The 20,834-nt window shown below is 67.8% G+C and carries 21 protein-coding genes; 3 read left to right on the top strand and 18 right to left on the bottom strand.

What is annotated here, in order from left to right; translation table 11 throughout:
* Positions 1-20: 20 nt before the first annotated feature.
* Positions 21-2,324, bottom strand: coding sequence for an MMPL family transporter (locus tag AC5Y31_RS12555; protein ID WP_499980684.1), 2,304 nt, complete (start codon positions 2,322-2,324; stop codon positions 21-23).
* A 340-nt stretch (positions 2,325-2,664) separates the two neighbouring features.
* Between AC5Y31_RS12555 and AC5Y31_RS12550 the strand changes: the two genes are divergently transcribed.
* Genes AC5Y31_RS12550 through AC5Y31_RS12540 form a run of 3 tightly spaced genes read left to right on the top strand, consistent with a single transcriptional unit; the run spans position 2,665 to position 5,233 of the window.
* On the top strand, positions 2,665-3,717 hold the full coding sequence (locus AC5Y31_RS12550; protein ID WP_499980682.1) for a type III polyketide synthase: 1,053 nt from the start codon (positions 2,665-2,667) through the stop codon (positions 3,715-3,717).
* 2 nt (positions 3,718-3,719) lie between these two features.
* A complete protein-coding gene (locus AC5Y31_RS12545; protein WP_499980681.1) occupies positions 3,720-4,220 on the top strand; it encodes an isoprenylcysteine carboxyl methyltransferase family protein in 501 nt (166 codons plus the stop codon).
* On the top strand, positions 4,217-5,233 hold the full coding sequence (locus AC5Y31_RS12540) for an NAD(P)/FAD-dependent oxidoreductase (protein ID WP_499980679.1): 1,017 nt from the start codon (positions 4,217-4,219) through the stop codon (positions 5,231-5,233). The genes AC5Y31_RS12545 and AC5Y31_RS12540 overlap by 4 nt, the downstream gene beginning before the upstream one ends.
* Here AC5Y31_RS12540 and AC5Y31_RS12535 read toward each other — a convergent pair.
* From AC5Y31_RS12535 to AC5Y31_RS12455, 17 genes are all read right to left on the bottom strand, one after another.
* Positions 5,118-6,218: a pyridoxal phosphate-dependent aminotransferase gene (locus AC5Y31_RS12535; protein WP_499980677.1), complete on the bottom strand. Its 1,101-nt coding sequence runs from the start codon at positions 6,216-6,218 to the stop codon at positions 5,118-5,120. The genes AC5Y31_RS12540 and AC5Y31_RS12535 overlap by 116 nt on opposite strands.
* On the bottom strand, positions 6,215-7,237 hold the full coding sequence (locus tag AC5Y31_RS12530; RefSeq protein ID WP_499980675.1) for a 3-oxoacyl-ACP synthase III family protein: 1,023 nt from the start codon (positions 7,235-7,237) through the stop codon (positions 6,215-6,217). The genes AC5Y31_RS12535 and AC5Y31_RS12530 overlap by 4 nt, the downstream gene beginning before the upstream one ends.
* 7 nt (positions 7,238-7,244) lie before the next feature.
* Positions 7,245-7,892 (bottom strand): SRPBCC family protein, encoded by a 648-nt coding sequence (locus tag AC5Y31_RS12525; protein ID WP_499980673.1) that lies wholly within the window; start codon positions 7,890-7,892, stop codon positions 7,245-7,247.
* A complete protein-coding gene (locus AC5Y31_RS12520) occupies positions 7,870-9,612 on the bottom strand; it encodes a thiamine pyrophosphate-binding protein (RefSeq protein ID WP_499980671.1) in 1,743 nt (580 codons plus the stop codon). Before AC5Y31_RS12520 ends, AC5Y31_RS12525 begins: the two co-directional genes overlap by 23 nt.
* Before the next feature lie 4 nt (positions 9,613-9,616).
* Positions 9,617-10,312 carry an anti-sigma factor family protein gene (locus tag AC5Y31_RS12515; RefSeq protein ID WP_499980669.1) on the bottom strand — a complete coding sequence of 232 codons (696 nt, stop codon included), beginning with the start codon at positions 10,310-10,312 and terminating at the stop codon, positions 9,617-9,619.
* On the bottom strand, positions 10,309-10,800 hold the full coding sequence (locus AC5Y31_RS12510; RefSeq protein ID WP_499980796.1) for a sigma-70 family RNA polymerase sigma factor: 492 nt from the start codon (positions 10,798-10,800) through the stop codon (positions 10,309-10,311). Before AC5Y31_RS12510 ends, AC5Y31_RS12515 begins: the two co-directional genes overlap by 4 nt.
* Positions 10,801-10,918: 118 nt before the next feature.
* Positions 10,919-12,517, bottom strand: coding sequence for a carotenoid oxygenase family protein (locus tag AC5Y31_RS12505; RefSeq protein WP_499980667.1), 1,599 nt, complete (start codon positions 12,515-12,517; stop codon positions 10,919-10,921).
* Positions 12,514-12,789, bottom strand: coding sequence for a sigma factor-like helix-turn-helix DNA-binding protein (locus AC5Y31_RS12500; RefSeq protein WP_499980664.1), 276 nt, complete (start codon positions 12,787-12,789; stop codon positions 12,514-12,516). Before AC5Y31_RS12500 ends, AC5Y31_RS12505 begins: the two co-directional genes overlap by 4 nt.
* Before the next feature lie 145 nt (positions 12,790-12,934).
* Positions 12,935-13,714, bottom strand: coding sequence for a S1 family peptidase (locus AC5Y31_RS12495; RefSeq protein WP_499980661.1), 780 nt, complete (start codon positions 13,712-13,714; stop codon positions 12,935-12,937).
* 31 nt (positions 13,715-13,745) lie between these two features.
* On the bottom strand, positions 13,746-14,384 hold the full coding sequence (locus AC5Y31_RS12490; protein ID WP_499980660.1) for an RES family NAD+ phosphorylase: 639 nt from the start codon (positions 14,382-14,384) through the stop codon (positions 13,746-13,748).
* A complete protein-coding gene (locus AC5Y31_RS12485; protein WP_499980659.1) occupies positions 14,381-14,908 on the bottom strand; it encodes a hypothetical protein in 528 nt (175 codons plus the stop codon). The genes AC5Y31_RS12490 and AC5Y31_RS12485 overlap by 4 nt, the downstream gene beginning before the upstream one ends.
* A gap of 82 nt (positions 14,909-14,990) precedes the next feature.
* The gene (locus AC5Y31_RS12480; RefSeq protein WP_499980658.1) at positions 14,991-16,022 is read right to left on the bottom strand and encodes a hypothetical protein; all 1,032 of its coding nucleotides are present in this window, start codon (positions 16,020-16,022) and stop codon (positions 14,991-14,993) included.
* A 45-nt stretch (positions 16,023-16,067) separates the two neighbouring features.
* Positions 16,068-17,486: an SDR family NAD(P)-dependent oxidoreductase gene (locus AC5Y31_RS12475; protein WP_499980656.1), complete on the bottom strand. Its 1,419-nt coding sequence runs from the start codon at positions 17,484-17,486 to the stop codon at positions 16,068-16,070.
* Positions 17,487-17,543: 57 nt separating this feature from the next.
* Complete coding sequence (locus AC5Y31_RS12470) at positions 17,544-17,921, bottom strand: hypothetical protein (protein WP_499980654.1); 378 nt, start codon at positions 17,919-17,921, stop codon at positions 17,544-17,546.
* 38 nt (positions 17,922-17,959) lie between these two features.
* Positions 17,960-18,139 (bottom strand): DUF6131 family protein, encoded by a 180-nt coding sequence (locus AC5Y31_RS12465; protein WP_499980652.1) that lies wholly within the window; start codon positions 18,137-18,139, stop codon positions 17,960-17,962.
* Positions 18,140-18,494: 355 nt separating this feature from the next.
* Positions 18,495-19,484 carry a restriction endonuclease gene (locus tag AC5Y31_RS12460; RefSeq protein WP_499980794.1) on the bottom strand — a complete coding sequence of 330 codons (990 nt, stop codon included), beginning with the start codon at positions 19,482-19,484 and terminating at the stop codon, positions 18,495-18,497.
* Positions 19,485-19,489: 5 nt separating this feature from the next.
* Entirely contained in the window at positions 19,490-20,761 is a 1,272-nt protein-coding gene (locus AC5Y31_RS12455) for a hypothetical protein (RefSeq protein WP_499980650.1), read from the bottom strand.
* Between the last annotated feature and the right edge of the window lie 73 nt (positions 20,762-20,834).

The following is a 20,834-nucleotide window of genomic DNA, read 5'->3' as shown; positions in this document are numbered from 1 at the left end:
GGCGTCGCCGGGGCGCGGGGCTATCGGACGTCCTGCGGGACGTGATGCAGCTCGTGGCGCCCGGAGGTGCGGGTGGCGAAACCCGGCGGCGCGGCATGCCTGCCCGCGGAACCGTTTTCGCTGAGCTCGAACCGTTGCGCCACCCACGCCAGGGGTTTGGGCGCCCACCAGTTCCACCGGCCCATCACATGCATGAATGCGGGCACCAGCACCATCCGGACCAGCGTGGCATCCACCAACACGGCCAGGGTCAGGCCGAGGCCGAGCATCCGCATGAACGACACCTGCGCGGCGATCAATGCGGCGAACGAGATCGACATCACCAGCGCCGCGGCGGTGATCACCCGAGCGGTCCGGGCCACGCCTAGCGACACGCTCTCGTCGTTGTCGGCGCGAGTTTGACCCGACGCCAGCCAGTACTCCCGGATCCGGGACACCAGGAACACCTCGTAGTCCATCGACAGCCCGAACGCGATGCAGAACAACAATACCGGCACGTTGGCCACCAACGTCCCGGTCGGTGTTGTGCCGAACGCACCGAGATGGCCGTCCTGAAATATCCATACCAATGCCCCGAACGCGGCGACCAGCGACAAGACGTTGAGGATCAGGGCCTTGGCCGGCAGTACCACACTGCCGGTGAGCAGGAACAGCAGCACGAACGTGATGGCGGCGATCAGCCCCAGCACCAACGGCAACCGGTCGGTGATGGCCTGCACGCTGTCGCGGTTGATCTGCGCCAGCCCGGCCAGCTGCACCGGCCGATCGCCCGGGCCGGGGACCTGATGCAGGTTGTCGAGCTGGGTCTCGGACCGCTGCGAGAACAGCGGTGCTTCGCTGGCGACCGTGAAAAACGCACTGTCCTGGGCGATCCCGGTCGCCGCGGCCGGCTCGCCCACCCGAGCGCCGCCGACGAAGGTGCCGGTGGGGGCCGATACCGACGACACGTCGGGGACCCGGGACAGATCGGCGGCGTAGCGGTTGAGCTCGTCGGCCGGTATGCCGCGGATGTCGGGCAGGACGATCGGCACCGCCCGGTCGGAGTCATCGGCGAAGTCGTTGCGCAGCGCGTCACCGACCTGGTGCGCCGACGCCGACGTCGGCAGCACCCGGTCATCGGGGAAGCCCCATTTCACCCCGAAGAAGGGCAGCCCCACGGCCACCAGGAGCGCGACCACCGCCAGACCGATCGGCACCGCGCCACGGGTCACGAATTTCGTTGCCCGGTACCAGAAACCCAGCTCGATGGACCGCGCGGTGGGTGCCGGGCGGCGCAGCAGCCGGCGTGCGGGCCGGCGCACGTCCAGCGCGTCGAGTCGGGGTCCCAGGAATGCGATCGCCGCCGGGGTGACCACGATCGCCGCGAGCGCAACGAAGCTCACCGTCGCCACTCCGGCGTAGGCGAACGACTTCAGGAAGTACATCGGGAACAACGCCATGACCACCATCGACAACGCGACCGTGCTCGCCGAGAACAGCACGGTGCGCCCGGCGGTGCTCATGGTCGCGATCAGCGCCCGATCGGGGGCCGCACCGTCGGCCAGCTCGTCGCGGTAGCGGTTGATGATCAGCAGCGTGTAGTCGATCGCAAGGGCCAGGCCCATCGCGGTGGTGAGATTCAGCGCGAAGATCGAGACGTCGGTGGCCAGCGTGATCAACCGCAACACCGCCATCGACCCGACGATCGCCAGCCCACCCAGCGCGACCGGCAGCGCCGCTGCGAGCAGGCCGCCGAACACCCATACCAGCACGAGAAAGCTCAGTGGGATCGCGATCGACTCCATCAGCAGCAGGTCGTGCTGGTTCTGGTGGTTGATCTGCGCGTAGACCATCGCGCCGCCGCCGGCGCGGACGCTGACCCCGTCGCGGTCGTGCGCCACCTGATCGGCCAGGGTGCGGGCGTACTTCTGGGCGTCGTTCTCACCGCCCCGGAGGTTGGCCACGATCACACCGGAGGAGCCGTCGGTGTTGATCAGCCGGGAGGTGGCCGACGGCGGCCCGGTCCACGGTGAGGTGACGTTGTAGACGAACGGGGACTGTTGCAGCTTCCCGGCGATGTCGGTGCCGACGGCGCGGGCCGGCTCGCTGTTGGCACCGTCGGGGGCGCTGATCAGGATCAGCAGCTGCTGCTCGCTCTGGCCGAATCGGTCGGTCAGCAACCGGGTGGCCTGGGCGGACTCGGAGTTGGGGTCCTGGAAGCCGCCCGCGGACAGTTTGTCGGCCACCGGGACGCCGAAGACGGCCGCGGCGATCATCACCAGGAAGGCCAGCGCGAGCACACGTCGCGGAGCGGCGAGGGCCAGCAAAGCCATCCGGTGCAGCACGTCTAGCTACCTTCCGCCGAAATGGTCGACGAGAGGTGCCGCTGGCACCCCCACCGGCCTTGACACGAGTCAGGGTTCTGCGAGGTTCACCGCGTTAATTCGTTCAGCCTACCGCCGGAATCAACCCTGCCCGGCGGCCTTGAGCCGCCGCGCCCGAGGACGGCAGGATCTTTGCCCGCCTCTCAGCGACAACTTCCGCCAACTCGGCATTGTCGCAACAGTTTGTCGCTCAGAGCCGGGCACACACCACATCACCGCGGCCGTGGATCGATGCGACCGATCAACACAACGTTTACCGGCCAGGCTTGAACCGCGGCCCCGGTGACTCCGTGACCTCGACATGGACAACACCGCTATCAATACCCCGACAGTGGCCGCTGTGGCCGTTGAATTCCCGTCCCACCGGCACAGCCAGGCCCAGGTGATGGCGGCCCTGTCCGACTTCGCCGGACCGGAGTTCGCGCGGTTCGCCGCCAGCAGCGGCGTCGCCAAACGCCAGCTGGCACTGCCGTTGACGCGCTACCCCAAGCTCAGTGGTTTCACCGAAGCCAACGACGCCTACCTCGACATCGCGCTCGACCTGAGCGAACGTGCGCTGCAGTCGGCCCTGGATCAGGCCGGACTCACCGCTTCCGATGTCGACGTGGTGTTTTCGACGACGGTGACCGGGCTGGCCGTTCCCTCCCTGGAAGGGCGGCTGGTGACGCGGATGGGACTGCGCGCCGACGTCAAACGCATCCCGATGTTCGGCCTGGGCTGTGTCGCCGGTGCCGCCGGCCTGGCCCGGGTGCATGACTACCTGCGCGCCTTCCCGAGTGATGTGGCGGTGCTGCTGGCGGTCGAGCTGTGCTCGTTGACCGTGCAACGCCAGGATCATTCGATCGGAAACCTGGTGGCGTCCAGCCTGTTCGGTGACGGTGCCGGCGCGGTCATCGCGACCGGGCCCGGCCGAGCGCCTACTGGACCGAAGGTGCTGGCGACGCGAAGTCGCACCTATCCCGACACCGAGGAGATCTTGGGCTGGGACATCGGCAGTGACGGCTTCCGCATCGTGTTGTCCGTCGAAATCGCCACCGTCGTCGAGAAATACCTCGGTGACGACGTCCGCGACTTCCTGGCCGATCATGGATTGGTGACCGACGACATCTCGACGTGGATCGTGCATGCCGCCGGCCCGAAGGTGATCGACGCGGTCGAAGCCGTGTTGGATCTGCCCCCGGACGCACTCGATCGCACCCGAAAGTCGTTGCGCGAGCACGGTAACTTGTCATCCGTTTCGGTGCTCGACATCCTGCACGACACCGAGGCCGACCCGCCGACACCGGGATCGATCGGCCTGATGATCGCGATGGGACCGGGGTTCTCCGCCGAACTCGTGCTGATGAGTTGGTAACCATGTACTACCTGCTGATCCTGGCCGTCGGCGTAGAACGACTGGCCGAACTGGCGGTGGCCCGCCGCAACGCCCGCTGGGCATTCGCCAACGGCGGCACCGAATTCGGGCATCGTCATTATCCGGTGATGGTCAGCATCCATGCGGCGCTGCTGCTCAACTGCGTGGTCGAGGTGGGGCTGTTGCACCGGCCCTTCATTCCGGTGCTGGGCTGGCCGATGTTCACGTTGACGCTGGCCAGCCAAGGGCTTCGGTGGTGGTGCATCGCGACACTCGGCCGGCGATGGAACACGCTGGTGATCGTGATGCCGCAAGCTCCGCTGGTCCGCCGCGGACCGTATCGATGGTTGCATCATCCCAACTATGTGGCAGTGGTGGTCGAGGGGTTCGCGCTGCCGCTCGTGCACACCGCCTGGGTGACCGCGATCGGGTTCACCCTCGCCAACGCGGCGGTGTTGCGGGTGCGTATCCGGGTGGAGAACGCCGCCCTGGGGTACCGGTGAGCACCATCGATGTCGACCTTCTGGTCGTCGGCGGCGGACCAGCGGGCCTCGCTTCCGCGTTATACGCGCGGCAGCAAGGCCTTTCGGTAGTCGTCGCCGAGCCGCGCGACAACCCGATCGACAAGGCCTGCGGTGAGGGTCTGATGCCGGGCGGGCTGGCCGCTCTGGCGTCGCTGGGGGTGGACCCGGCGGGTACGCCGTTGCGGGGCATCGCCTACCTGGACGAGCAGCGTCGGGTCGAAGCGCCTTTCCGCGACGGGCCCGGGCGCGGGGTGCGCCGCACCACCCTGCATGCCGCGCTGGCCGACCAGGCCAAGCAGCACGACGTCGACTGGGTCTGCAAGCGGGTCGGCGCCGTCGACCAGGATGCCCACGGCGTGACGGCGGGCGGGATCAGGGCCAACTGGTTGATCGCCGCCGACGGGCTGCACTCCACGGTGCGCCGCACCGTCGGGATCCCGGCCGTGGCCGGCACGCCGCGGCGCTACGGGGTGCGATGGCACTACCGGATTCCGGCCTGGTCGGAGTTCGTCGAGGTGCACTGGTCCCGGTGGGGTGAGGCGTATGTGACGCCGGTGGAACCGGATCTGGTGGGTGTGGCGATCCTGTCGCCGCAGCGCCCCGAACTCGACTGGTTCCCGCAGTTGGCAGCCCGCGTCGCCGGCGCCCAACGCGGGCCGGCACGCGGTTGCGGCCCGATGCGCCAAGTGGTTTCACGCCGGGTCGAAGGCCGGGTGCTGCTGGTCGGTGACGCCGCCGGTTACGAGGATGCGCTGACCGGTGAGGGCATCAGCCTGGCCGTCAAGCAGGCCGCTGCCGCCATCGCCGCGATCCTCGACGACAATCCCGGGGCCTACGAGCGGGCCTGGCCGGCGATCACACGGCGCTATCGACTGATCACCCGAGCGCTGGTATTGGCCAGCGCTCCGCAGCCGACCCGGCGGGCCTTGATCCCGGCCTGTGAGCTGCTGCCGGGAGTGTTCGAACGCGCGGTGCATCTGCTGGCGCACTGAGCATCCGCTCGACCGCAGACACCACCAACCGGGTCGAGGCGCGAGTGCCCACCGTGATGCGCACCGCGCCGTCGGGGTAGTGCCGAGCCCGCAGTCCGGTGCCGGCGAAGATCTCACGCCACGGCCGACCGGCAGCGGGCAGGTACACGAAGTTCGCATGCGAGTCGGTGCAGTAGACGCCGGCGGCCTGCAGCCGCGCCCGCAGGTACTGGCGTTCGGCGGTGATCTGCTCGATGCGTTGCTGCAGCTGCGCTTCGGCAGCATAGGAAGCCGCCACCGCCACCATGCAGCTGGTGGGGACGCCGAACGGCATCTGCATGGCCCACAGCGCGTCCGCCGGCACCGGCGCCGCGATGCCGTAGCCGATCCGCAGTGCGGCCAGTCCGTAGGCTTTGGAGAAGGTCCGCAGCACAACCACATTCGGGAACTGCTGGATGAGGCCGGCGGCGTCGATGCGCTGATGGGGCGCAACGAATTCGATGTAGGCCTCGTCGAGCAACACGATGGTGTCGCCGGGGATGCTCGTCAGGAACCGCTCGACGTCGGCGACGGGCTCTAGCGTCCCGGTCGGATTGTGCGGCCGGCACAAGACCACGACGCGCGCGTCGGCGGCGGCGCGGGCCATCGCGGGCAGGTCATGACGGCCATATCGGTCCAGCGGGATGTCGACCGTCGTCAGCCGCGCGATCCGGGCGAAGATCGGGTAGCCGTCGAAAGTTGGCTGGCTCAGCACAATCCGATCACCCGGGTGCGTCATCGCGTGCAGCACCTGGATGGCCAGCCCGGATGCGCCAGGCCCCGGTACCACGCTCTCCTCGGGCACGCCGGCGTGGTCGGCCACCAGCCGGCGCAACCGGGTCGGCAGGAAATCCGGATAGCGGTTGGCCGCCCCCACGGCGTGCATCAGTGCCGCGCGTACCGCCGGCAGCGGCGGGAACGGATTCTCATTGAGTGCCAGTGCACACGGATCGACGGCCGACGTCATGGGGCCCGTCCGCCCCACCGGATCGCCGCGGCGCCGGCGAAGTCGCCGGCGTGCGCAAACCCGGCCATCACCACCACCTCGCCCGGGTGGAGTCGCTGCGCGGTGATGGCGCGATCCAGGTTGATCGGGATACCGGCGCCGAACATGTTGCCGCACGCGTCGAAGGTGTCGAAGTGCCGTGATTCGGGCAGTTCGAGTGCTTCGCGCCAATTGCGCAAGAACACCCGGTTGGGCTGATTGGTGACCAGCAGGGCGATATCGGCAGCGGACAGGCCGAGTCGGTGGCAGACCGTCAGCGCGACCTCGGGTACCTGCCGGTTGCCGCGTGCCATCACCTTGGTGATCTTGTCTTCGGTGAAGCCGATATAGCCGGAGCCGGGCCCGGGTTGCCACCACTTGCGGGGCGGGTCGATGGTGTAGGTCATGTCCCCGGCGTACTGCCCGTAGGTGCGGCACTCGACGTCGAGAATCGGCGAGTGATCGGTCAGTGTGACCAGGCCGACCGCCGCACCGTCACCGGGTACCGACGCCTGCGACTTGCCTCGAACGGCGGGCTGGTCGAAGACCTGGCCGGCGGCGTTCTGGGCGATCGCGATCAACGCGGTGCGCCCCGCACCGGCGGTCAGCAATTGGCGGGCGACGTTGAGTCCCAACACGAACGCGGCACATCCGCCGTTGTGCAGATCCAGCACCGACGACGGCCGCATACCCAACCGATGGGCGATAGCACCGCCCGCGCCGCAGAACGGGATGTCGGGCAACTGGGTGTGAGTGATCAAGACGTCGACGCCTTCGATGACGTCGCGGCCGTGCCGGTCGATCAGGCCCTGTGCCGCCTGCTCGATCATGTCGGCCGCGGACTCGCCGGCGCCGACGTGGTGGCGGAACACCGGCGCCCGGAACATCACGTTGTCGCGTAGCTCGTCGGATTCGGCGAACTGCGCGTAATACTGCGCGGTAATCGGTTTGCCGGGAACGTAACTGGAGACGTCGGTCAAGCTGATGGCGGGGTGGCCCATGATCGGCTCATCTCATCCAGGACGGTGTGATGGGCAGGCCGTTGTGGTGGCGGTACTCCGCAATCGCCTTCAGGTTCTTCAGTTCCAGCAGATGGCCGGCGCTGAACATGTCCCAGAAGTCACCGACCCAGACCGGGCGCTGCGGTGGTGCGGTCTCCGGATAAGGGTTGTGGTCGTAGAACGGGTGGTGACAGTTGGTCCACAGCACCACCGATCCGGGCTTGTTCAGCACCACCTGGGCGTCGACGACCCGCAGCAGATAGATCATCCACAGGTGGTGGCCCTGATCCCACGCACAGTGGTAGTCCACGGTGCGCGAGCGGCTTTCGGCGACGGTGCGGGTGTAGATGCGGGTCTCCGAACCGAGCCGGTCGTAGGCGAGCCACAGGCCGGGTTCCTCGGTGGGGGTGAAGCCCCGCAGACTGTAGGTCCACTCTTCGAGGCAGCGGGTGTCGGCCAGGTAGTCGAACAGTTCGTCGGGCGGGCAGTCGATGTAGTCGTTCACGGTGCAGTAGTCGCCGAAGACCACGTCGTGCGGGTAGACCGACCGCATCATCTCCATGATGATCGGGGTGGCCACCTTGCGGGGGCTGGTCTCTACCCGGATCAGTCCGTCGATGGGCTCGCTGATATCAGCGAGCGCTGGAAGCGACATAGCGGTGGTCCTCCCTACATGTCGGTGCGGAAACGCCGGCGGACAGGAACGGTGCGAACGGCGGGATCTCGTCGGCGGCGCAGTCGACGCTGATCACCGACGGCCCGTTGTGGGCCAGCGCGGTGCGCAACGCGGCGCCGAATCCTTCGGCGTCGGCGGTCTCGATGGCGTTGAGGCCGGGCAACATCGACGCCAGGCCGGCGCCGAGGTGGCTGGGGGTGTAACGGTTGTAGCTGTGCCAGCCGTGGTAGAACAGCCGCTCGCGGGTCACGCACATGCCGTGCGCGTTGTTGTTGAGCAACACGAACAGCACCGGGAGCCGGTATTGCACGGCGGTGTGGATCTCCATGCCGTGCATGAAGAATGCGCCGTCGCCGGCGATCACCACGGTGCGCCGGCCGCGAGCGAACGCCGTGCCGATGCCGGCGCCGAAGCTGTAGCCCATCCCGCCCATACCCAGGGCAACCAGGAAGCGGCCGTCACAGCGCGGCGCAAGGTAGTGAACGGCCGCAGCGCCGGTGTTGCCGGCGTCGACGACGATGTCGACACCGTCGGGCAGTTCATGGTCGAGTAGTCGCATCGTGTCGCGGTAGCGCACTCCCGGCCCGGAGTAGTACGGCGGCCGCAACTCGGTGCGTGACACGGTGTCGGGCACCCGCAGCCACCGCGGGCGCCCGGGTCCCGCCAGCGCCCGGCAGAGCATTCGCAGCATCGCCCGCAGATCGGCGGTCTGCACGTGTGTGCACGGCAGATACGGCGGCGCCGAACCCATCGACACGGTGCGGACGCCGGCCAGTGCTGCATCAAGACCGGCACGCGCGGTCTGCGACAGCCGGGTGCCCACCACCAGGCACAGCGCACTGGCCGCCACCGCGTCGGCAACCGAGGGGTTGCCCATCACTCCGGAGACGCCCAGCGCCGACGACGAACCCAAACCCGGTGTGCCGGCCACATCCTTGGCGTCGGGAACACACACCACCCGCGCCCGCAGCAGCGCGCGCAGTTCCTCGAGCTCGGTGCGGGCGTCGTCGCGGGCCACCTGTTCGCCCGCGATGATCGTGACCGGGCCATGGGCGTCGCGCAGCGCGTGCAGGATCGGCTGCGGGCTACCCACCGGCGGCGGCTCAGGACGGCGTACACCGTTGCGCAGGCAGGCGCCGATCGTGACGGTCCCTTGCTGAACGTCCTTGGGCAACAACAGCACCGCCGGCCCGCCGCGACGGGCTGCGGCGATGGCGCGCGGCAATGCCGAGACGATGTCGTCGGGGTCGAGCACCCGTTCGCAGAAGATCGATACGCCGGCGAACAACGCTTCGGCGTCCAGTGCGCCGTTGCGGCCGCTGGTGTCCTGAAAGCTGCCGCGGCCGTCCATCGCGCGTGGGGCCTGGCCGACCAGCGCCAACACCGGGACCCGGCTGGCCAATGATTCCCCCAGTCCCGGAATCAGGTTCAGCGCGCCGCCGCCCGATGTCGCGGCGACCACACCGAGACCGGCGCCGCTGCGGCTGTATCCATCGGCCATGGCGGCTGCCCCGAATTCGTGCTTGGCCAGCACCGCCGTGATGTCGGTGCGGAAATACGCCGCGTCGTAAAGGTCTTCGATGTTCGCGCCGTCGACGCCGAAGATGTGTCGCACTCCCGCTGCTGGCAGCTGGGCCACGATGTGGTCGACTGCTGAGTAGTTCCTGGACATGCCAGTGACACGGCGGGTGACCGGCATTGGTTCACATTGCGCGTTCCAGCAGAACTTTGCCGTTGTCGGCGGAAACCACTTGTACCGAGGCGATTTGGTCGCTGGGCGTGGAGATGCTGCCGGCCGGTGTGGCGGTGTGGCCGGGCTGGGCCACCCAGGTCGCCAGTCGGGTCTGGGTGCCGTCGCGGTCGACGATCACCAGCGCCAGGGTGTCGTGGTGCGCGGTCACCGGAGCCAGGCAGACGCAGCTCAAGTCGATGATGCTGCCCCAGGGCTGGCTGCTGACCGCGACGGTCGAGGCCAGCGCGGTGGTGCCCACCTGCGCCATCGGCAGCGCGGCTTGCTGCGCCGGCGGCGTCGTCGAGGGGGAGCCACCGACTCCGACCAGGACACCGATCCCCAGGACGGCGGCAGCGGCACTGGTTGCCGCCCAGGTCATCAGCCGGGTACGGCGGCGTCGTCGGCGCACCGTGCTCAGCAGCGACGGCAGCAGCTCTGCCGATGGCTGTGGTGCCGCGGTGTCGTCGGCGATCTCGGCCACGGTGGCGTGCTCGAGCTGGGAGAGCAGGGCGGGCACGCCGCTGATCTCGGCGACCGCGTCCCGGCATGCCGGGCAGCCGCTCAGGTGGTCCTCGAACTCACGACGGTCGGCGGCGGACAGCGAACCCAGCACGTAGGCGGCATCCCACATCGCGTACGGGTGCTCCGGCCTCGAAAACGCGGTCATCGTGTCACCCCCATCTCCTGCAAGGCCAGTCGCAGTGCCCGCACCGCGTAGTGCAGGCGTGATTTCACCGTTCCCTCGGCGACCCCGAGGTCTTCGGCGACCTGTCCGGTGGTCCAGCCACGATAGTAGGACCGCTCGATCACGGCCTGGTGCTCCTTCGATAGTTGGGTCATGGCTTCGGCGATCAACATCCGGTCCAGGGCGGTGTCCACTTCGTCCCGCGTGGGTTGCTCGGGTGGGGCCGACTCGTCGAACAAGGCGACGACGTTGCGGTACTGGGCGCTGCGCCGTTCATCGATGATCAGGTTGCGCGCGACGGTGCACAGCCAGGCCCGCGGCGACCGCTCGGGGTCGCCGATGACTTCTGGGTGCTGCCAGGCGCGCAGCAGCGTCTCCTGGACGACGTCCTCGGCGCGGCTCCGGTCGCCGGTCAGGCGCAGCGCGTACCGCCACAACACCGCCGCGTGCTCGTCGTAGAGCGTCTTCATCAACGCGGCTTCATGGTCCGGCGGGTTACCGACTCGAGGCACGGGCGATCACCTCCTGCCTAGTGACACGGGGTGCGCGCCCGTCGGGTTCATGCGCGGCACCGCGTGCCCGAAACGATCAGTCGGGGATCCAGTTGCCGTGGAATCCGTGCGGAACGCGCCGGGGCAGCCCCACCCGGGCGGCCGGTTTGGCGTCGAAGTCGGCGGCGTCGATGATCACCAGGTCGCTGCCGTTGCGCACCGGGTCATAGACGTAGGTCAGATACCAGCCGGCCGATTCATCGGCCTGCCCCGGTGACGGCGCGAACACCGCCTCACTGGGTGCGCCGGACAGGCCGTTGATGCCGAACCGATGCACCTGCGCGTCGCCGCGCGCCAGGTCGTAACGGACCAGGCTGTCCTGGGCGACCGTGACGGCGTAGCGGGCGTCGGCGCCGACCAACCGATCATCGACGCGGGGGAACTCGATGTCGCGGTCATCGAGCTGGACCTCGTCGACGACACCGGAATCCAGATGGATCGTCCAGCGCCACAGCGTGGCGTCGGTTTCGAAATCGCTGTTGTGGCGCCACATCTCCGGGTAGCGGGCCGCTTGCAGCACGATCGCATCACCCGAGGGCGTGTCGAAAGCGTTGGCGAGATGGAAGACGTAGCAGGGGTTGATGTCGAACCAGCGCACCGGGCCGTAGGGGTCATCGCGGCGCAGCACCCCCAATCGGGCGCCGTAGTCGTCATCCCAGCGATAAGGCAGGTCACGTTCGTAGCGTCCGGTGAGTGCGATCGCCAGGTTGAACACCAGCGGCAGATCCAGGAAGACGACATGCTCGGCGGTGAGCGCGAAGTCGTGCATCAGCGTCATTCCGGGCACGTCGATCGGACGGCGGATAATCAGGTCGCCGTCGGCGTTGGCCCGGTAGTAGTTGACGTGCGGATCGAGGATGTCGCCGTGGCCGAAGAAGTGCAGTTCGCCGGTGGCGGGACAGATCTTGGGGTGCGCGGCCATGGAATCGGCCAGCTTGCCGGCAAAGTCGTAGACCCCCAACGTCTTCAGGTCGTTGGTGATCTCATACGGCAGTGAAGATTCCATCAGCGCCAGGGTCTTGCCGGCATGCCGGATCACGTGGGTGTTGGCCACACTGGAATGCAGATTGCGGCTGCCGTCGGGGTTGAACAGCGCCAGCGGCTGCTCGAAGCTCTCGGTGCGCACCCACCGGTTGCGGTACCAGGCCGCCCGGCCGTTCTCCAGCCGGACCCCGTGCACCATGCCGTCGCCGGTGCACCAATGCCCGCCCGCCGCACGCGGGTTGGGTCCGTTGCGCAGGTACCAGCCGTTCAACTCCGCCGGGATGTGGCCCTCCACGGGCAGGTCGAGCGCGGTGAGTTCGTCGGCGACCGGCGCGTAGTTGCCGGTGCGGAAGACCGGGAAGACCGTCTCCGGCGGCTGCAACACCGCTACCGGTGCGCTCGATTCCGCGCGGTCCGAGCCGTTGTAGACCTGTACCGCGGATCGGGGACCGCCGCTCAGTTGGTCGCCGGCGAGGTCCTCTTGGGTCACCAGCGACAGCAGCGCCGGCATCCCGGACAGTTCGGCCACAGCATCCCGGCAGGACGGGCAATCGTCGAGGTGTAGCTCGAATTCGAGATGGTCGGACTCCGACAGGGCACCCAGCACGTAGGCGGCGTCCCACATGGCGTAGTCGTGGCGCGAGGCCGTCATGGCGCCACCCCCATGCTTCGCAGGGTCTGCTGGAGTGTGCGCAGCGCGTAGTGCAACTGTGTTTTCACGCTGGCTTCGGCGATACCCAAGTCGGCGGCGATCTGTCCGGTGGTCCAGCCGTGGTAGTAGGCGCGACCGAGCAGCACCCGGTTGTCGGAGGACAGCTGCGCCAAGGCGTCGGTGACCAGGGTGCGGGCCGAGTCATGCGGCAGTGCGGCCGCGGCCTGCCCGCGGTCGGGTGTCCATCTGTTGCTGGCTTCGCCGAGATCCATAGACCAGCCTCCCGGAAGTGACACGAGGCAGCGGGGGGTTCGGTTCAGAGCTGGTTCCCGCCGCGTCGCGATCCGTGTTCCCAGTGTGGGCCGCGCGGGCTGGCGGCGGTAGGGGCAGCTCAGTCTTTGACCGTGCCGCTAGTTTCTACGGCGTCGCGGTGACCAGCGTCAGCTCCCACGCCGCGAGCCACGGCTTGATCGTCTGCGCGACGGAGTACTCGTGCGGTCCGTCGCATTTGGGCTCGGAGTAATCCCCGTTGGACACCGCGGTGAAGATCCCGACCGCTTCGGCGCTGCCGTCGGGCTGGATGCGGTACACCGGGCCGCCGGAGTCGCCGCAGATGCCGGTGGCGGTGAACCGGACCTTGTTCTCCTCGCTGGCGACCACCGGCCCGCATATCGCGCCGCCGCTGCGGATCCCGAAATGGCAAAGCAGATCGCCGATTTGGACGTTCTCGGCCAGGCCGGTCACCGGGTGTCCGTCGATCTCCGCGGTCAGCGGGATCTTGCCGGGATGGTCCAGGGTGATCAGCGCGATGTCGTAGTCGTTCCAGTCGTTGCCGTCGTAGACGCTTTCGGTGAAGGTGCCGACCACCGGATATTTGTAGAGGCCGCCGTGGTGCACGGCCACCTTCCCGGGCCCGCCGGGTTTGTTGCAGTGCCCGGCCGATAGCAGCCCGGGCTGGTCGTCTTTGGTGCGCACCAGGAACCCGGCGGTGCAGCTGATGTTGTCGGAGCCGTCGGCCGGGGTGACGTTGATGCCGATCCCGGGACCGAGGGCCTTGGCGGTCGGCATGAGGATGGGGTGGCGCACCGGGTGGGTGTGGTTGACCCAGATCGTGGCCACCATGACCGCTGCGACGACGACCGCGATAGCCACCCGGGTGATCAGGGCGCTGAGGGGACGTTTTCCGGAGGCAGCCATCAGCTGTGCTCCCGGCACGAGGCGGGCGGTTTCATTGCGGCGCCGGCGGCGCGACGATGCGTATCTGGCGGCGGGTGGGCCGGTGAGCCACGGCGACGCCGACTTGTGCGCACGCCTGGACCCCGGGAACCGGATTGGGGTCGGTGCGCCTATCATGTTGCCCGGCAGTGCCGAACAGCGCCACCGCGTTGGGCTTTGCGCCAGTGCTGAATCGGGTCTGGTAGCGGATACCGCTGTGCCGGCCGCCGGCGAACCAGGCCGCTGCCCACAACTGCGGGATGTCGTACGACGGGCAGGTCCCGATCTCGCGGGTCATCCCGAAGGCTGCCGCTGCCGTCGTGCAGGTGTTCGCCAGCCAGCGCTGGGACGGAACCTTCAGGGTCGATACTTGCGTGCGAGCGGCCGCCTGGAAGGTGACCACCCCCTGTCGGATCAGGTCGTGTCCGAACCGTTCCCGCAGCGCGGTGCCAAGGTCGGCGGCCAGATAACACGTCCCGTTGGGCCGGATCAGATCGAAGCGTCCCGATAGGTCCGAGGAAAACCACCAGGGCGGGTTCCCGACGGTGTGGGCGCGGTGCAAGATCGCGGTGGGCAGCAGGCGTGAGCGAGGGAAGCCGGAGAGATCGGCCGGCGGTGAGCCGAGTGCGAGGCGTTGACGCGAACCACTCACGCGGCCCAGCCCGACACTGTCTGGCGGGCCATGGCCAGCACCCGCTCGGGGTCACCGCCGCTGCGCAGCCAGTCACTGGGGGAGGCGCCGGCGAGATGGTCGCTGGGTGCACGCATCCACAACGCGATCATCCAGGGGTCATCGGTACCGGCCGCCAGGCAGTTGAGCACTTCGGCCATCGACGGGATGGTTGCGCCGTGAGCGAAGAATTGCCAGGTCGGATAGACGACGCCTCCGTCGTCGAGCGGGCAGGCCAGCACTGCGTGCCGGGCCACCTTCTGGTGCAGGGCTTGGCGCGAGATGCCCAACCAGCGGATCAAGCCGCTGGTGTCGTAGAACGGTCCCGAGATGTCGTCGAAAACGTGCCCGAGGGGCAGGGCGGCGACCATGGCGTCCGCGACGCGTTCGGGGTCGCCGAAGGCGTCCGGGCTGAGCTGCGCTTCACCGGCCTTCGTCAGCCGTGCGTGCACCTTCTGGCTGACCAGCCGCATCACTTGTTGCTCAAAGGCGGCAAGATCGCTCATCGCGGGTCACCTCCCGTTACGGTTGGGCTCGTCATCCATGCTACGTCAACTGCGTCAAGTTCATAGCGTCAAGCTTGTCAACTTAATACGGATCGAACAACCGGCCGGTGAGCTGGGCGAAACGCTCGGCGCGGTGCAGCGACCTGAGCCGTCGGACTATCTGCTCGACGAGCTGATGGTCGAGCTCTAGGTTCAGCGTGACCGGCCCGGCCTCGACGACGCCGCCGGGAACGCTGGCATCGGCGAAGTGCAGTAACTCCGGCAGTCCGTCGACCAGCGTGACGAAGTCGTCGATGAAGCGGTGGTAGTTGCGCAGCGGGATATCCGTCAGGTCCCGGCAGCGGTAGATCAGGTCGCCGTATCGCCCGTCGGCGGTGCGGTAGTAGCAGCGCTCGGCCAGCTCGAGGAACCGGTCGTAAGAATCCATCACCCGGTGCGCCGCCTGCAGAATCGCGTCGGCATCGGCGGTGGCCTCGTCGGCGGGATCACCGAACATGCCCAGGAACGCCGGCGTCAGCATGAACTCGTTGACTTCCGTGGTGAGCTCGCACAGTTCGTTGAAGCAGCCCGCCACCAGCTTTCCCACCCGCGCGCGGCCGCGCAGGCGCCTCTTGTTCGGTGGCGGGAAGGTCCGGGTCAGGTCGTCCAGCCGCCACTTCACCGCCGCCCGCCGCTGCACCAGCACCGAGCAGAACACCGCCAAGTGCCAGCCGCGCGGCCGGTCGGCCAGCAGCGTGTCGAGGGTCTTTTTGCCGTACGCGACGGTGGCCACAGGAGGGTCGTCGGCCAGCGGTGGGCGAGGTAGGCGCAGTGGCGGGGCGATCGACCGCATGAGCGCGTCACCGTCGGGGCCGTAGACACCCATGCTGTCGCCGAGGAGCGCCCAGTTGTGCTGATCGTCGGCGCGGCGGGCGACGTCTGCGTCGAGTCGCGCGGCGGATTGCTGCCGGTCGTGGACTTTCCGGACGATCGCCCGAATGACGAAGAACAGCGCGGCGATCACCGCGGCCGCGGCGATCCACCAGACGAACTTGATGACCAGCCCCAGTACCAACAACCAGAAGAGCAAGCCCCAGATCGGCCCGGAGTCCGGCGGTCGCGCGGCGGGTTTCACAGTCCGAACGCTATGTCAGGGGTACGACGAATGTTTCCGGCTGCGCTACCAATTGCTCGGCGCGTAATCCTTGAGGAAACACCCGAACAGATCCTCGCCGGCCTCCCCGCGCACGATCGGGTCATACACCCGGGCGGCGCCGTCGACCAGATCCAGCGGCGCGTGAAACCCCTCCTCGGCCAACCGCAGCTTGGTGGGGTGCGGACGCTCGTCGGTGATCCAGCCGGTGTCCACCGCGGTCATCAGGATCCCGTCGGTCTCGAGCATCTCCGCGGCGCTGGTGCGGGTGAGCATGTTCAGCGCGGCTTTGGCCATGTTGGTGTGCGGATGCCCGGCGCCCTTGTAGCGGCGGCTGAATTGGCCCTCCATGGCCGACACGTTCACCACATATTTACGACGGGCCGCCGATGCCGCCATCGCCGGGCGCAGCCGACTGACCAGGATGAACGGTGCGGTCTGGTTGCACAGTTGCACCTCGAGCAGCTCCAGGGCGTCGACCTCGTGCACCCGTTGGGTCCAGCTGTTGGTCGCGGCGGTGTCGGGCAGCAGCCCGCCGGCGTCGATCGCGGTGCCGGCGGCGATGCGGGCCGGGGAGGCGCTGCGGGCGGTCAGGGCCAGTTCGGTCAGCGCGTGCGCCTGCTGGTGTTCGGCGAGGCTGCCGGCCAGCGCGGCCGGGTGCGCGTCGCTTACGTGGTCGAACGTGATGACGTCGACGAGCTCGGCTGCCGGGGTGCGCTCGGCCTCAACCAGGGCGGCATACGAGCCGGGGGCGCGGCGCACCGTCTGCGCGGCGTTGTTGATCAGGATGTCCAGCGGGCCCTGGTCGGCCACCGTGTCGGCCAGCGCAACGACCTGGGCGGGGTCGCGCAGGTCGATGCCCACCACCCGTAGGCGGTGCAGCCAGTCGGCATGATCGGGCATCGCGGCGAAGCGGCGCACCGCATCGTTGGGGAAGCGGGTGGTGATGGTGGTGTGGGCGCCGTCGCGCAGCAGGCGCAGCGCGATGTACATGCCGATTTTGGCGCGCCCGCCGGTGAGCAGGGCGCGGCGGCCGGTCAGGTCGGTGCGGGCGTCACGTTTGGCCCGGCTCAGGGTGGCGCAGTCCGGGCACAGCTGGTGATAGAACGCGTCGACCTGCGTGTAGTGGGTTTTGCAGATGTAGCACGGCCGCGAGCGGATCAGGGTGCCCGCCGATGCGCCCTTGGTGGCCGATACCAGTGGGATGCCTTGGGTCTCGTCGTCGATGCGGCCCGGGGCGCCGGTGGCGGTGGCGGCGATGACGGCCTTGTCGGCGGCGGCCACCGCGTCGCGCCGGGCGGTTCGGCGCTCCTTCTTGAGCGCCTTGAACATCCGCGCGGTGGCGCGGCGGACGGTGACGGCGTCGGGGTGCTCGGGTGGCAGCGCGTCGACCTGGGCGAGGACCTGCAGGCAGGTGGCGAGATTCTGCGGGTCGATGCCGGTCACGCCTGGTAAGGGTACGGGGCGTGATCGGCGATGCCGATCACGCCCGTTCCGGCCCGGTTACCGGGTCGGTGGGGTGTCGGACGTGGGTGCGCCGGGATCGAGCTTGTCGGCGCGTTGGTATTCGGAGTCCAATTCGCTGCGCGCGGTGGCCGCATCACTGCGGTGTTGGTGCGCCTGGTGTTCCAGGTTCTCCGCTTGTGCTGCTAGCGCTTCGGATTCGGCTCGCATGGCGCGGCTCTTGGCCGCGATCTGCTCGGCGTGGGCTTCGCGCTGTCCCACCTCGTGAGCCTGCTCGGCGGCTTTTTCGCGGATCTCCCCGGCCTGGCGGCGACGCCGCTCGGTGCGCTTGTTGCGTCCGATGAAGGCCAAAGCGATCAGGACCAGGACGGCCACGATCGCGACGACAACGATGAGAATGATGGTGCTGTTACTCATTGCGGTTTCCTTTGCGTTGCGGGCAGATGAGTCGGCGGTCAGTAGTAATGACGTCGACCGCCCACCGGGCTGCCCATCCGTCCGGCCAGCTTCAGCACGAGGCCGACGATGAGGAGAATGGCCCCGACCACCACCATGAGGTGGGCGTAGGCGAAGGTCGGTATGAGAGCGGGCAAAACAAGGCCGAGAATGATGAGGAGCACTCCGAGGGCAATCATGGCGTTACCCCGCTTTCTGTGGAAGAGGGGCTAATAAGCGTTGGTTCGCAGCATTCCCGGTTTCCGCTGCGCATAAACCCAGGTGACGCGCGGTCCGTGCCGTGAAACACATCGGCGGCTTCGGCAGTGGCGTCACTTTTTGCTGGGGATGATGGCGACGGCGATGAGCGTAAAACTCGCCCCGGTCCGAGCACGTCACTGTGCTGGATGAATCCCATCTGCCCCATGCGTCACCGGGGGAAGGGTGTGGGTGTTGTGCCCGGCTATGAGCGACAACTTGAGGCGAGGTGCGGCCCAATGGCCATCCGTTTGTAGGAACTTGCTGTCGAGGGTTCAGCGCGGGCCTGGTGGCCTGTCAGCCGACTTCGACCGGCACGTACAGCGGTCGCAGCGTGATCAAGCTACGAGTCGTCGCGTCGGCCTTTTCGTAGTTGTCGACTAGTGCCTTGGTCAACTCCTGCAGCGTCCACAGTGCCAGCGGCACCGTCGAGCGGTCGGCCTCATAGCGGGCGTCCTTGGTGAAACCGCCAGTACTCACGTAGAGACCGCGGTCCTCGGGGTGTCGACCGCCTAGGAATCCGCGAATGTCCTTGCTTCCCATCTGTCCCTTGCGGTGTTTGACCTCGACGACGATCCGGGGCCGTTCGAAGCCGAAACCGTCCGGCGAGGCCAGAATGTCGCGACCCAGATCCGATCCGGGCGGGGAGACTTGGGTCTTGTAGCCCATCGCCCGCAGAATCCCGGCCACCAGGTCCTGCATCTGCGACCAGTCCAGGGCGTTGACCCGGTCCTTGATCTGCTCGAACGCCAATGCAGGGAAGTCACGCAGCGGATCGTCTGGCTCGACGCCGTCGTCTACCGGGGGCGGTGCCGCGGTGCCGTGTAGCAGGCTCAATACCTCGGTGCGCACCGCCTCCGGAAGTTGAAAGACCGTCAGCGTTGAGCCCAGGCTGTTCTTCGCCGCCGGGCTCAGGTCGTCGCGGTTCAACTCGACGGTCTGCCAGGTGATGGACCGGGCCAAGCCCATACCCTGATCGGCCCAATCCTCGTGGAGCTCCGCCGGTCCGGTAACGGCACCGACCAGGTAGGTGCGGTTGTCCGGCGAATAGGTGATTACCCAGTCGTTGGTGGCGACTTCGTTGACGAACCGGTACACCTGCGCGGCGCTGACCACCGCCGCCTTTTCTTTGATACCCGGCTCTGCCTCCCGGTAGGCCTTTGCCAGCGTTTTGCGGTCGACGCCGGGCTTGGCGAGCGCGGCGATCGGCCGAAACCCGATGCCGGCTGCGCTGCGGTCGCGGAAATCGTCATAGCGCAGGCCGCCGTCGCTGCGCACCATCCACATCGCGGTCACCGATCGGCCTCCGGCCTTGTCGGCGGTGCGTCGTTGACCACCGGTGTCTGCTGGTTGAACCGCTGCGTCATGAAGCCCCGGATGTTGGACAGTCCCCGACCGGCAGCCGCAATGGCTTTTTCGGCGACGGGCTTGGCTATCTCCACCGCGGCATCGACGGCCTCACGGACGCCCGGGGTCTCCATGTCCTTCCAGCCGTCGACCTGGTGGTGGCGCGCGCTGGCGAAGTTGTCCAGCTCAGTTCGCAGGGCGTCGCGGTCGGCGGCAAGTTGATCTACCGCCCAGAACCGAAAGCCGTCGAGCGCCTCGGTTTTTGCGATCGCATCGACCACCTCGTGTGCCTTCTGATAGAGCTTGCCGTCCTCGGCCAGCTGGTAGGCCAGTAGTTCACGGGTGTGCTCGAGTACCTGCGGCAGATGGTTCGGCTCGGTGGCCTCGACCCGGGCCAGGCGCAGCCGCTGCCACTTGTACAGGGACTCCTCGGCCACCACAAGCAGACTCAACGTCTCGCCAATGAAACTGTCGGCGATGGCGGCCCGCATCCTGTTCGCCCGGTCCTGTATCGACAACGTCGGGTCCAAGGTTTCCAGAACACGCCGGGCATGGTTGCGCAGCCGCTCAGTAGTGGCGTTCAGAGACGGACCTAAGCCTGCGATGGCATCCCAGTAAGCGTCAGGCAGCGATCCGTTTTTCTCCAGGTAGGACAGTTGCCGGGTGATGGTGAGATTGTCAGCGAGGACGTCCCCGGCACGGTCGGCCTGAGCCAACTGAAGGATGGCTCCGACCTTGCTCTCCACTCGGTGGATCGAGTCGCTGACGTCGGCGATAGCGGCCTTGAGTGCGACCTGCACCCCGATCATCTGCAGCGACGCCAACTGCTGCGGGTCCAACATCGCAGGCCGCCACTGCAGTTGCTCGGTGAACTTGCTGTCGGCGCCGCGGGTCATCATTCGGAAGAAACCGTCGGTTCCCGGAATCAGGTTGCCGCGCTGGATCGCTGCCAGGCTGTCCGGATGCAGTTGCACGAACTTCCCGGCCTGCTGCAGCACTGCGGCGACACCAACGCCCAATCCGGCGGCGTTGGTCAGTGCCGCCTTGTCGAGACCGGCGACCTGGACCGCCTTACCGGCAGATTCGCGCAGCCGCTCCAAGTAGGCCTCCACGGCCTCCGGGTCGCCGCCGACAAGCAAGCCCTCCGGTTGCTCCATCACGACGACCTCGCCGGGAGTGACAGTGGCGGGCAGGCCGGCGACGTCGTCGTCAGTCACGGGGAACCTCCGGGAGTGGGTTTTCGCTGAGTGTACGTAGGGCCGGGGACACGGGAAGTCCGGTCGGGTCGCG

This window comes from Mycobacterium sp. NGS18 (genome assembly GCF_059813185.1).
This window is presented reverse-complemented; position numbering and strand designations above follow the sequence as displayed.